Source organism: Microbispora sp. NPDC049633 (assembly GCF_040675265.1).
In the GTDB taxonomy this organism is placed as follows: domain Bacteria; phylum Actinomycetota; class Actinomycetes; order Streptosporangiales; family Streptosporangiaceae; genus Microbispora; species Microbispora maris.
Genome location: NZ_JBFAOO010000214.1, coordinates 1 through 12,076, shown reverse-complemented (window position 1 = coordinate 12,076; position 12,076 = coordinate 1). Strand labels below are relative to the sequence as shown.

Below are 12,076 nucleotides of genomic sequence, written 5' to 3'. Positions count from 1 at the left end.
GGCGGCGGCGCGGCGAGGGCCCGGTCCTGGCGCGGCGTGCTTCGCCGGGACCGGGCCTTCCGGGGACCACGTCGTCGCTCACGCAGGGGGCGACGCAGCGCACTCCGGACAGTTGTATAGGCTTCCTATGTAAATCTGGTTCCCGTCCGGAGGAACACCTGTGTCCGTCTCCCCGAACGCCGATCCCCCCGAGGACGCCCACCCGGTCTCGGCCATCCTGGACGACCTCGCGGTGCTCGCCGTACGGCGGCTGTCCACGCGCGAGATCAGCCTCACGGCCGCGACCACCCTGTCGTACCTGGACAGGAACGGCCCGGCGCGGCTCAGCGTGCTCGCGGCGGAGCAGGGCGTCACCCAGCCGTCGATGACCCAGCTCGTGCAGCGCCTGGAGCGCGAGGGGCTGGTGAGTCGCGGCGTCGACGCCCAGGACGGCCGGGCGGTGCTGGTCGGCGTCACCGACGCGGGCCGCGCGTTGCTGGCCGAGCGGCGCCGCCGGCGCAGAGAGCGGCTCGACGAGATGCTCGGCACGCTGTCCCCCGGCGAGCTGCGTGCGCTGACACGGGCCGCCGGCGAGTTCCTCCCCCTGCTCCGGCGCCTGCTCGAGAGCGCGGCCGACGAGTAGGGGCCGGTCGGCTCCCCCTCGCTACTACCAGGAGGTCCGGTGAGCTCTGCTCATGCCCCCGTCTCCAATCCCTTCAAGCAGCCGAAGGCGGTCTGGGCCGTCGCCTTCGCCTGTGTGATCTCCTTCATGGGGATCGGCCTGGTGGACCCGATCCTGCCGGCCCTCAGCTCGAAGCTGCACGCCACGCCCAGCCAGGTCTCGCTGCTGTTCACCAGCTATCTGGTCGTCACCGCCGTGGCGATGCTGGTCACCGGGTGGGTCTCCAGCCGGATCGGCGCCAAGCGCACCCTCATCGCGGGCCTCGCCCTGATCGTGGTGTTCGCCGCCCTCGCCGGGATGTCCGGCAGCATCGGCGGCATCGTCGGCTTCCGCGCCGGCTGGGGCCTCGGCAACGCCCTGTTCATCGCCACCTCCCTCGCCGTCATCGTCGCGTCGAGCAGCGGCGGCTTCGCCGGCGCGATCATCCTGTACGAGACCGCGCTCGGCGTCGGGATCGCGGTCGGCCCCCTGCTCGGCGGCGTGCTGGGCGGCATCAGCTGGCGCGGCCCGTTCTTCGGCGTCGCGGTCCTGATGGCGATCGCGCTGATCGCCACCGTCACCCTGGTCCGGCCGACGCCCACGCCGGCGGCCAAGACCAGCGTGGCCGCCCCGATCAAGGCCCTGCGCCACCGCGGCCTGCTCATCCTGGGCCTGACCGCGCTCTGCTACAACTGGGGCTTCTTCACGGTGCTGGGCTACGCGCCGTACCCCATGGAGCTCGACGAGCACCAGCTCGGCCTCGTCTTCACCGGCTGGGGAATCCTCGTCGCGGTCTTCTCGGTCTTCGGCGCCCCGCGGCTGCAGGCCCGCTTCGGCATCGCCCGCACGCTCTACGCCAACCTCGTGCTGTTCAGCCTCGACATCCTGGTGATCGCGCTGTTCACCGACAACCGGGCCGTCGTGATCTGCGGCGTGATCGTGGCCGGGATCTTCATCGGCGTCAACAACACGGTCACCACCCAGGCGGTCATGACCGTCTCGCCCGTGGAGCGGCCGATCGCCTCCGCGTCGTACGGCTTCATCCGCTTCATCGGCGGCGGCCTCGCGCCCTTCGTCGCGGGCAAGCTCGCCGAGCACTTCGACAGTCAGCACGCGCCGTTCTACCTGGGCGCCGCCGCGGTGCTCCTCGGCGCGGTGGTCCTCACCGCCGCACACCGGCAGCTCGGCGAGGCCGAGCGCGCCCAGGCGGAGATGGCCGCCGCCGACCCGGCCGCCGCGAGGCGGGAGGAACTGGAGGAGGAGGCCCTGGCCGAGGACATCGGCTCGGCCACCTGATCGACACGCCGGTGGGGCCGCGCCGCGGCCCCACCGTGCGGTTTGCGCATGTTTTGCAACGCGCGAGGGAATGGTTTGGCCCGCCCGATTGTGGTTACTCATGTCTGGGCTGGTCGTGGCCTTCAGAGGTGAGGGGATGCGGCCCGCCGCAACGACGGGAGTACCGAATGGGTCCCCACGTCTCCCCCGCTCTCGCATCGGGACACGAACCACGGTGGCGACCACTGCGGGGTGGGGCCGCCGCCGCAGGCCCGTGGGCCGGAATGACGCGGATCATCGCGTGCGGCGAGATCGACATCGGCACGGCCGGTCACCTCTACAGAGCCGTCCTCGACGTCCTGCGCCGGCAGCGGCCGGACCGCATCGAAGTCGACCTCGCGCGGGTCACCTTCCTCGACGCGTCCGGCGTACGCGCGCTGGTCATGAGCCGGACGGCCGCTGCCGAGGTGGGATGCCGCCTCACGGTGGTCGAGCCGGGCCGTATGGCACGCAGGGTCCTGGAGATCGTCGGTCTCCTCGAGACCTTCGGCCTGGCCGCCGTCCCGCCGCCCGCGCCACCCGGCGACAACCCCTGAGCCGAGGGGGCCCGCCGGCCCGGTCAGCGGTCCTCGCGCGTACGCAGCTCCCCGGTGTCCACCAGGTATTCGGCGACCTCGACCAGCTTGGTGTTCGTCTGCTGGCTGGCCCGCACGAGCAGCGAGAACGCCTGGTCCGCGGTCAGCTTGTGGCGCTCCATGAGCACGCCCTTCGCCTGGCCGATGAGGTCGCGGACGGCGATCGCGCGTCTCAGCTGCTCCTGCTGGCGGGCTCCCGACATGGCCACGGCCGCGTGGGCCGCGAACAGCAGGCCGACGTGCTCGGATTCGTCGTCGAAGGCGTTCTTCTCGCGGGAGTAGAGGTTCAGGGCGCCCAGGTCGCCCTTCCGGACGTACAGCTGGAAGGAGAGCATGCTCTTGACGCCGAGTGCGAGGGCGCGCCGGGTGAACTCCGGCCATCGCTCCTCCCGGGTCATGTCCGGCAGCCGGACGGTCCTGTGCTGGTAGGTGGCGTCGAGGCACGGTCCCTGGCCGGTGTCGTACTGCGCCTTGTCCGCCTGCCGCACCACGTCGCCGGTCGCGGCCTGGGTCTCGACCTCGCGGCGGCGGATGACGACCGTCAGCCCCGCGTCCTGCGCGCCGGGGACCGTGTCGACGGCCGCGCCGACGATGGCCTCCAGCGTCTCCTGGGCGGTGTCCTCGTCCTGCAGGGTCCGCGCGAGATCGCTCAGCCTGACCGCGAGCTCGTCGTCGGCGGCGTGTCCCATGTAGGCCGACGACGGCCGGCCTCGCCCTTTGTCCCCGTTCACATCCCTGACGGCCACGCGCCGTCACCACCTCTCGGCATCGAACGGCTCCGAGTGGCTCCGAGTGGCTCATCCGAGCCATGCCCGCACCATGGCGCCGTATGCCCGGCGGAGAGCGCCGGGGCAGCGGAATTTCCGAGCGGCCCGGGGCCCGGCTGCGCGAGGGCCGGGTCAGATCCGCGTGAGCAGGTCGGGGGTGAGCGCGGCGACGCCGGCGCAGCCGGACAGGGCCAGGGTGAGATCGGTCTCCGCCAGCACGCAGCGGACCACGTGTTCCACCCCGGCCTGGCCGTCCAGCCCCAGTCCGTACGCGTACGGGCGGCCGAGCAGCACGGTCCTGGCGCCGAGCGCGAGCGCCTTGACGACGTCGTCCCCGGTGCGGATGCCGCCGTCGAACAGCACGGTGAGCCGGTCGGCCACGGCGTCGGCGACGGCCGGCAGGGCGTCGGCCGCCCCGATCGAGCCGTTGACCTGGCGTCCGCCGTGGTTGGAGACGACGACGCCGTCCATTCCCGCGTCGGCGGCCAGGCGGGCGTCGTCGGGGTGCAGGACGCCTTTCAGCACGATCGGGCCGTCCCAGTGCTCGCGCAGCAGCGCGAGGTCCGGCCACGTCTTGCCCGGGTCGCCGAACATGCCCACGAAGTGCAGGACGGCGGCGTTCGGGTCCTCGTGCACCGGCCGGGCGAGCCCGGCCTGGAACGCCGGGTCGGTGAAGTAGTTGGCGGTGCCCACGCCGCGCAGGAACGGCAGGTACGCCTGGTCGAGGTCGCGGGGCCGCCAGGCCAGCAGCGGGGTGTCGAGGGTGACGACGAGCACGGTGAACCCCGCCGCCTTGGCCCGGGCGAGGAAGCTGAGGGTGACCTCGCGGTCCTTGCCCCAGTAGAGCTGGAACCACCGCTCGCCGTCTCCCATGGCCGCCGCGACGTCCTCCATCGGCGTGCTGGATGCCGATGACAAGGCGAAGGGCACGCCCAGCGCCGCCGCCGCGCGGGCGGCGGCCCGCTCGGCCTCGGGGTGCATGATCGACAGCACGCCGATCGGCGCCAGCGCCAGCGGCGCGGGCAGCTTCCTGCCGAGCACGGTCACCGACAGGTCGCGTTCGCGCACATCGCGGAGCATCCGCGGCACGATGCGCCAGCGGTCGAGCGCCTCGCGGTTGGCGCGCTCGGTGCGCCCGCTGCCCGCGCTTCCGGCGACATAGCCGAACGGGCCCGGGCCGAGCCTCCGCTCGGCCATCTCCTCCAGCCGGGTCAGGTCGGTCGGCAGCCGGGGCACGGCCCCCGTCATGCCGTTGAGGTAGATCTCGTACTGGAAGTCCGCCCAGGTGGTCATCGTCGTCCTCGTTCCGAATCGCGGCACGCTACCGAATCATGGGGCGAAAAGCCGCCAACTGGGTCGTAGCGGCTCACCGGGGCCCGGGAGCGCGGCGGAAGGCGAAGGGCTCGCTCTCGCGGCCCGGCACGACGAACCAGCACTCACCGGTGCCCTCGCTCGCCAGCAGTGAGAAGAACGCGTCGGCGACCGTCTCGACGTCCAGGATCGGGAACTTCATCTCGTCCAGCAGCGCCTTGATGTCGCCGTCCAGGATCGCGGTGTCCGCGAACGACGGGCACAACCCCTGCACTCTGATGCCGAGGGGCTCCAGCTGCGGGCCGAGCGAGCGGACGAGACCGACGACCGCGTGCTTGTTGGCCGCGTAGATGGGATCCTGCGGAATGCCCACGATCCCCGCCATGCTGGCGGTCGCCACGATCACGCCCCCGGCCCGCATCGCCGGCAGCGCGGCGTGCACGCCGAAGACGACACCGTCGAGGTTGATCCCCATCACGCGCCGGTAGCGGTCGGGGTCGAAGTCCTCGCCGAGCCCGCAGCCCGAGGCGACGCCCGCGTTGAGGAAGACGAGGTCGAGCCCGCCGTGCCGCTCGACCGCGAGCGCGACCGCGGCCTGGTTGTCCTCCAGCCGGGACACGTCGGTCCGGACGAACGAGGCGCCGATCTCCTCCGCGGTGCGCGCGCCGGCCTCGGCGTCGACGTCGGCCAGCACGACGTGCGCGCCGTACGCCGCCAGACGGCGGGCGACGCCCGCGCCGATGCCGCCCGCACCCCCGGTGACGAGCGCGACCTTGCCGGAGATGTCGTCGGTGTTCACAGTGGGAGTCCTCCCGTCGCGGCCCTGGTCGAGCCGGTAGCCCGGTAAGCCTCGATTGTCCGTTCGGCGATGCGCATCTGGTGGATCTCGTCGGCGCCGTCGGCGAACCTGGCCCATCGGGCGTGCTGGAACATGTGCGCCAGCGGGGTGTCGGTCGAGTAGCCGAGCGCCCCATGGATCTGGATGGCGCGGTCGACGATCCGGTTGAGGCTGTTCGCCACGAAATGCTTGGCCATCGAGACCTCGGTACGGAAGTCCTCACCCTTGTCGATCTTCGAAGCGGCGTGCAGCACCATGAGCTTGCACTGGTACAGCTCCATCGCCGAGTCGGCGATCATCCACTGCACGCCCTGCTTCCCGGCGAGCAGCGACCCGTGGCTGTACCTGTCCAGCGCCCTGCCCACCATCATGTCAAGGGCCGTCTCCGCCTGCGATATCCACCGCATGCAGTGCGCCAGCCTGGCCGGCCCGAGGCGATACTGCCCCAGCCGGTGGCCGTTGCCCCGTCCGCCGAGCACCGCGGAGTCCGGCACGCGCAGGTCGGTGATGACGATCTCGCTGTGGCCGGTCGAGCCGTGCATGGTCTCGATCTCGCGTACGTCGTGCCAGCCCTCGGCGGGCAGGTCCACGAGGAAGGCGGTGTTCGCGCCCCGCGCGCCCTCCGGCAGGTCGAACTCGGTCTTGGCGATCAGGATCGCGAAGCTCGCCCTGCGGGCGTTGGAGATGAACCACTTGTGCCCGTTGATCACCCATTCGTCGCCGTCCTTCACGGCGTTCGTACGGATGAGCGTGGGATCGGAGCCGGCCACCTCGGGCTCGGTCATCGCGAAGCACGACATCTTCACGCCGTCGAGCAGCGGACGCAGGTAGCGCTCCTTCTGCTCGTCGGTGCCCCAGTGCAGCAGCGTGTGCATGTTGCCCTCGTCGGGCGCGGCGCAGTTGAGCACCCACGGGCCGAGCCTGGTCTTGGCCGCCTCGGCCTGCACCATGGCCAGTTCGACGTGGCCGAGGCCCATGCCGCCCCACTCCACGGGCATGTGCGGCAGCCAGAGCCCCTCCTCCTTGGCCCGGCGGCGCAGGTCGAAGATCGTGCGCAGGTACTCGTCCCGGGCGAGCGCCCTCTCCTCGGAGTCCTCGAACGGCTTCACCGCCGGGATCACGGTCTCCTGGATGAACGTCCGCACCCGCGCGCGTATCTCCTCGTGCTCGGGGGCGAGCGTGAAGTCGATGGCCATGATCCTCCCTCGGGCGCCCGCTAATGCGGCTGCCGCACCATATAAGGCGATCGCCTGAAATACCGTATCCTTCGGACGTACGGGCGACAAGGGAGGCGTGATGGCGGCGGAGACCACGGTCCGGCGGCTCGTGGACGCCGCGGAACGCCTGTTCGCCGAGCGCGGCATCGACGCGGTCTCGCTGCGTGAGATCAACGCCGCCGCCGGGCAGCGCAACTCCACCGCGCTGCAGTACCACTTCGGCGACCGCGCCGGGCTGCTGAAGGCGGTGCTCGCCAAGCACCGGCCGGAGATCGAGGCGCGGCGCCACCAACTTCTGGACGAGTACGAGGCGCGCGGCCCGCTGCCGCCGGTCCAGGCACGCCGCACGCTCGCCGCCGCGCTCGTCCGTCCGGCCGCCGCCAAGCTCGCCGATCCCGACGGCGGCAGGGCCTATCTGCGGGTCATGGAGCAACTGGTCCACCGCGTCCCGCCCAGCCTCCCCGACGACGGCGGCGGCAGCATCGGCCGCTGGCGGGAGCTGGTCGCCCCGCTGCTCCCCGAGACCGCCGTACGCCTGCACCAGCGCTTCATGGCGATCCGCATGACGTACGTGGAACTGGCCCGCCGGGCGGGCGCGGCCCCGGCGCGGGACGACCGCCTGTTCACCAGTCACCTGATCGACGTGGTCGCGGCGGTCCTCGCCAGCGAGGTCTCCGACGAGACCGCCCGGCTCCTCGCCGAACGCGAGCAGGCAGCCGGGCGGCCCGGCGGGAGTCAGACTCCGAACGCCTCCGGGTAACGGATCGTGCCGGCCGGCACGGGCCGTGTGGGATCGAAGACGAGCGCCATCATGTACTTGTCCTCGACGTCGAAGGGCGGCCGGATGGCGTAGCCGGAGGCCGGGGTGAAGCCGAAGCGCGGGTAGTACTCGGCGTGGCCCAGCACGAGCACGAGGTTCTCACCCTGCTCGCGGGCGGCGCGCAGGGCGGCGCGGATCGCGGCGGAGCCCGCGCCCTTCCGCTGGTGCTCGGGCCTGACGGCGCACGGGCCCAGAGCGAGCGCCGGAGCGTCGTCCACGTGGCAGCGGGTGAGCAGGGCGAATCCGGCGACGTCACCGCCGGGGGCATCGGCGACCCAGGACAGGCCGGGGACCCACGCCTGCGGGTCGGCCCGCAGCGCCTCGACGAGGTCGGCCTCGTGCGAGGTGGGGAAGGCGGCGAGGTTGACCTCACGAATCCGGGCGGGGTCGGCGGCGGTCTCGGGCCGGGTGGTCCAGGAAGGGGTCATGGGAGGGTTGGTGTCCGTCTCTGTGCTCGCCTGCGGGCGCAGGGCGTCGGTCTGCGGTCTCGGGGAGATGTCCGGGTCGACGCGGCCGGTCATGACTGCCGGTCCCTGAACTTGTAGGTCGCGCGCAGATGGCTGGTGATCGCCTTCTGCCGGTCGCCGCGCTCGGCGCGCAGCCGGGCGTCCGTCCGCGACGCCGCCCAGGCGTTCTCGCGTCGCAGCTTGCGATAGCTGTCGAGGCGCGAGTACGTCGCCGCGAGCCGGGCCCGCACCGGCCCGGACTCGGTGACCGCGTCGCACAGGCCTCGGTCCACGCGCGCGATCCGGGCGGGCACCAGGCCGGCTTCGCGGTACGGCGCGAAGGCATGGTCGAGACTTTCGGTCCATCCATAGCGGGACAGGCCGAATTCGGAAGGATTGGACAATGTGAGACACCTTGCGGGAAGGGGCCCCGACGAGACACAAGCACCACCCCGCCTCGGCAGCCGGACAGGCTGACGGCGGAGGGAAGAAATGGGTCAGACCGGGGCCCGGGACGTGAGGATTGTCCGGGCGCTGCGCACGGCAGCGCTCTTCACCGCGGTCATCAAACCTCACCTCCCTCTCATCCTTGATCCGACACCAAACGATCAGCACGCTACCACTTCCGGCGGCCGAAACAGGGGCCGAGCCGGGCGGCCGGAGTCCAACCTTTTGCCCTGTCTGGGGAATTCACTGCCGCAGCGTGGCGGCATCGGGGGAACACCATCCCTAGGACGACCGCCTCGCGGCGGTGTCATCGGGCATCAGGGGATCCGGCGGCGGACATGATCCCGCGTCCGTCTCGCGGGTCGCGTCGGACACTCTTCGTGCGGATCGACGAACCCGCCCAAGTCACACGCGATCGGCCAAAGGGTGATCATGCCGAGTCACGCATCGCGCACAGCACGGGCCGGGGGCGGCTCACGGATTCCGCTCAGGCGATCACGCGGACGGCTGCACCACGTCTTCGAGGCACGTTGTGACCTGACGCCGGGGGCGACGGCCCTTGAGTGCGGACAGCTGAAATTGACGTACGCCGCGCTGGACGCCCGGGCGAACCGGCTGGCGCACCTGCTGCGCGACCTGGGCGTCGGTCGCGGGTCCCGCGTCGCGATCCTGCTGCCGAGGTCGGTGCACACGTACGTGGCGCTGCTCGCTGTGGGCAAGGCGGGCGCGGCGTTCGTGCCGATCGACCCGCAGTCGCCGCCGGACCGGGTCGGCTACATCCTCGACGACGCCGGGGTCGACCTCGTGCTCACCACGTCGGACCGGTCGCTGACCGTAGTGGCGCTGGGGCACCGCGTGCTCGACCTCGACGCCTGCGCCGGCCTCGCCGCCGCCGCGCCGGTCACCCGCCCGCTCGACGGCGCGGCCGACGACGATCCGGTCGCGTACGTCATGTACACCTCCGGGTCGAGCGGCCGGCCGAAGGGCGTCGAGGTGGCGCAGTCGAGCATCGGCAACTTCCTCGACGTCGTGCCCGGCCTGTACGGCGTGCGGCCGCACGACCGCGTCTACCAGGGGATGACGATCTCCTTCGACTTCTCCATCGAGGAGATCTGGCCGACGTGGGCGGCCGGCGCCACCCTCGTCGCGGGCCCGGCCGGCTTACCGCAGTTCGGCGCGGAGCTCGCGGACTTCCTGGACCACAGCGAGATCACCATGCTCTACTGCGTCCCGACGCTGCTCGCCACGATCCCGCGTGAGCTGCCGCGCCTGCGCACGTTGATCGTCGGAGGCGAGCCCTGCCCGCCCCGGCTGGTGGAGCGGTGGAGCCGGCCGGGCCGCCGGATCCTCAACACATACGGGCCCACCGAGGCGACCGTCACCGCGACCTGCGCCGAACTGCTCCCGGGGCGGCGGGTCACCATCGGCCGGCCCTTGCCGACCTACTCGGTGGTGCTACTCGACGAGCGGCGCGAGCCGGTGCCGGACGGCGAGGTCGGCGAGATCTGCATCGGGGGACCCGGCGTCGCCCGCGGCTACGTCGGCCGTCCCGACCTGACCGCCGACCGCTTCATCGAGCACCCGCTGGCTCCCCCCGGCGGCAGGTTGTACCGCACCGGGGACCTCGGCCGGGTGACCGCGACCGGAGAGATCGAATATCTGGGCCGCGCCGACTCCGAGGTGAAGATCCGGGGGCATCGGGTGGACCTGGGCGAGATCGAGAACGTGCTGCTTGAGGACGCCGGCGTCGCCGAGGCCGTGGCCGCCCTCGTGCCCGTGCCCGGCACGGACGCCCCCGGCGGTGAACTCGCCGCCTACGTCGTGCCCGCCGTAGCCGGCAGAGACGGCGACGGCGACACCGGCCGGGGCCTCGCCGGGCGGCTTCACGACCGGCTGCGCCGCAGGCTGCCGTCCTACATGCTGCCCTCGTTCCTGGACGTCGTGGCCGCGTTGCCGGCCATGCCGAGCGGCAAGGTGGACCGCCGGAAGCTGCCCCCGCCGACCGGCCGTCGCCTCGTGGGCCCCGGACCGGTGACGCCCGCCGAGGGCGAGCTGGAGACACGCCTGCGTGAGGTGTGGGCGGAGGCGTTCGGCCTCGCCCCCGAGTCGCTGTCGGTCGAGGCGGACTTCTTCACCGACCTCGGCGGTCACTCCCTGCTGGCGGCACGCGTGGTGTCGCTGCTGCGTGCCGGTGAGATCGGCGCCGGCCTCGCGGTGCGCGACCTCTACGCCAACCCCACCGTGCGGCGCCTCGCCGTGCATCTGGGCGGTCGTACCGGTGTGCCGGAGCCGGCCGCCCCGCCCCGCCCGGCTCCCCTGCGGCACGGCGGCCGCCGGATCGCGCTCGCCGGGGCCGCGCAGAGCGCGGTCATCTACCTGCTGCTGCTCGTGATCACACTGCCGGTCTCCGTCACGCTGCACGGGTGGACCACCCCCCGCCCGATCCCCGGTGTCCCGAGGAGGGACGAGGGGTGGCTGATGCTGCCCGGTGACGGCGCCGACCTGCTCGCCTCACTGGCGCTGGCCGCGATGACCACCTATGTCTGGGTGCACTGGCTGCTGCCGGTGCTGCTCACGCGACCGCTGGCGGCCGGCGTCCGGCCCGGCCGATATCCGCTGTGGGGCGTCACCTACCTGCGGCTGTGGGCACTGCAGCTGCTGCTGTCGGTCTCCCCGCTGCCGCTGCTGAGCGGCTCCCCCATGATGGGGGCGTACCTGCGGCTGCTCGGCGCGCGGGTCGGGCCGGGCGCCGCCGTCGCGACGGCCGACGTCAACCTTCCGGCGCTGCTGCGGATCGGTGCGGGCGCCTCGGTCGGATACCGCTCCTCCCTGCACGCGTGGCTGGTGGTGGACGGCTGGGTGGTCGTCGCCCCCGTGGAGGTCGGTCCGCACGCCTTCGTCGGGAACGGCGTCGTGCTCGGCCCGGGCGCACGGGTCGCCGCCCATGCCGGGCTCGGCGACCAGTCTGCGCTGACGCGGGGCGAGACGGTGCCGGAGGGGGCGCGGTGGGCCGGGTCGCCGCCGAATTCCGTGGAGTCGCTCGGGCCCGTGGTGGAGACGATGCTGCGCGCCCCCTCCCCCACCGGGTGGAAGGCGCGTCACGTGGCCGCGGCGGTGGCCGTCCTCTGCTGCCTCGAGGCGGTCATGCTGGCCTCGATCGTGCCGAGCGTCCTGGTCGTGTGGACGGCCGTGGCCGCCCGGGGTCTCGCGGCCGGGCCGGCCGCCGTCCTGGTGGCGGGCCCGCTGTACGTGATCGTCGTCTGCGCGGCGGTGGCCGCCGGCAAACGCCTCGTCCTGCCGAAGGCGCCGGTCGGCGTGCACCCGGCGCGTTCCTGGCTCGGCGTACGCAAGTGGGCGGTGGACAAGCTCCTGGAGTTCAGCCTTCGGTCGACCAACTCGCTCTACGGCACGCTGTACACCTCGCCGTGGCTGCGGCTGCTCGGCGCGCGGGTCGGCCGCCGCGCCGAGGTGTCCACGGCCGCGCAGCTCGATCCCGATCTCCTCACGCTGAGCGAGGAGAGCTTCGTCGCGGACATGGCGAGCGTGGGAGCCGCGGACTTCGCCCACGGCCGGGTCGCCTTCCTGCCGACCGAGGTGGGCAGGCGCGCGTTCGTCGGCAACGCCGCGGTCATCCCGGCGGGCACGCGGATGGGACCGGGGTCCCTGGTGGGCGTCAGCAC

At 72.5% G+C, this 12,076-nt stretch carries 11 protein-coding genes; 5 read left to right on the top strand and 6 right to left on the bottom strand.

Annotated features, from left to right (window positions below):
• Positions 1-160 precede the first annotated feature (160 nt).
• The 3 genes from AB0J39_RS33690 (at position 161) to AB0J39_RS33680 (ending at position 2,511) form a co-directional block, all read left to right on the top strand.
• Positions 161-622 (top strand): MarR family winged helix-turn-helix transcriptional regulator, encoded by a 462-nt coding sequence (locus AB0J39_RS33690; RefSeq protein WP_363472188.1) that lies wholly within the window; start codon positions 161-163, stop codon positions 620-622.
• 39 nt (positions 623-661) lie between these two features.
• Entirely contained in the window at positions 662-1,936 is a 1,275-nt protein-coding gene (locus AB0J39_RS33685; protein WP_363472185.1) for an MFS transporter, read from the top strand.
• 263 nt (positions 1,937-2,199) lie between these two features.
• Positions 2,200-2,511 (top strand): STAS domain-containing protein, encoded by a 312-nt coding sequence (locus AB0J39_RS33680; RefSeq protein ID WP_363472183.1) that lies wholly within the window; start codon positions 2,200-2,202, stop codon positions 2,509-2,511.
• Positions 2,512-2,534: 23 nt separating this feature from the next.
• Here AB0J39_RS33680 and AB0J39_RS33675 read toward each other — a convergent pair whose 3' ends face one another.
• The 4 genes from AB0J39_RS33675 to AB0J39_RS33660 all read right to left on the bottom strand — a co-directional run bounded on the left by AB0J39_RS33675 (position 2,535) and on the right by AB0J39_RS33660 (position 6,662).
• Positions 2,535-3,296 carry a GAF and ANTAR domain-containing protein gene (locus AB0J39_RS33675; RefSeq protein ID WP_363472180.1) on the bottom strand — a complete coding sequence of 254 codons (762 nt, stop codon included), beginning with the start codon at positions 3,294-3,296 and terminating at the stop codon, positions 2,535-2,537.
• A gap of 153 nt (positions 3,297-3,449) precedes the next feature.
• Positions 3,450-4,610, bottom strand: coding sequence for a lactate 2-monooxygenase (locus AB0J39_RS33670; RefSeq protein WP_363472179.1), 1,161 nt, complete (start codon positions 4,608-4,610; stop codon positions 3,450-3,452).
• Between the two features lie 73 nt (positions 4,611-4,683).
• Positions 4,684-5,427: an SDR family NAD(P)-dependent oxidoreductase gene (locus AB0J39_RS33665; RefSeq protein WP_363472177.1), complete on the bottom strand. Its 744-nt coding sequence runs from the start codon at positions 5,425-5,427 to the stop codon at positions 4,684-4,686.
• The gene (locus AB0J39_RS33660) at positions 5,424-6,662 is read right to left on the bottom strand and encodes an acyl-CoA dehydrogenase family protein (protein ID WP_363472176.1); all 1,239 of its coding nucleotides are present in this window, start codon (positions 6,660-6,662) and stop codon (positions 5,424-5,426) included. Before AB0J39_RS33660 ends, AB0J39_RS33665 begins: the two co-directional genes overlap by 4 nt.
• A 100-nt stretch (positions 6,663-6,762) precedes the next feature.
• Between AB0J39_RS33660 and AB0J39_RS33655 the strand changes: the two genes are divergently transcribed.
• Positions 6,763-7,443, top strand: coding sequence for a helix-turn-helix domain-containing protein (locus AB0J39_RS33655; RefSeq protein WP_363472173.1), 681 nt, complete (start codon positions 6,763-6,765; stop codon positions 7,441-7,443).
• On the opposite strand, the gene AB0J39_RS33650 is transcribed toward AB0J39_RS33655, so the two are convergent.
• Both AB0J39_RS33650 and AB0J39_RS33645 read right to left on the bottom strand, forming a co-directional pair.
• Complete coding sequence (locus AB0J39_RS33650; RefSeq protein ID WP_363472190.1) at positions 7,419-7,931, bottom strand: N-acetyltransferase; 513 nt, start codon at positions 7,929-7,931, stop codon at positions 7,419-7,421. The two genes, AB0J39_RS33655 and AB0J39_RS33650, sit on opposite strands and share 25 nt — an antisense overlap.
• 89 nt (positions 7,932-8,020) lie before the next feature.
• Complete coding sequence (locus AB0J39_RS33645) at positions 8,021-8,353, bottom strand: hypothetical protein (RefSeq protein WP_363472171.1); 333 nt, start codon at positions 8,351-8,353, stop codon at positions 8,021-8,023.
• Between the two features lie 622 nt (positions 8,354-8,975).
• Between AB0J39_RS33645 and AB0J39_RS33640 the strand changes: the two genes are divergently transcribed.
• Positions 8,976-12,076, top strand: a 3,101-nt coding sequence (locus AB0J39_RS33640) for an amino acid adenylation domain-containing protein (RefSeq protein WP_363472169.1), incomplete at its 3' end; no start/stop codon positions are given.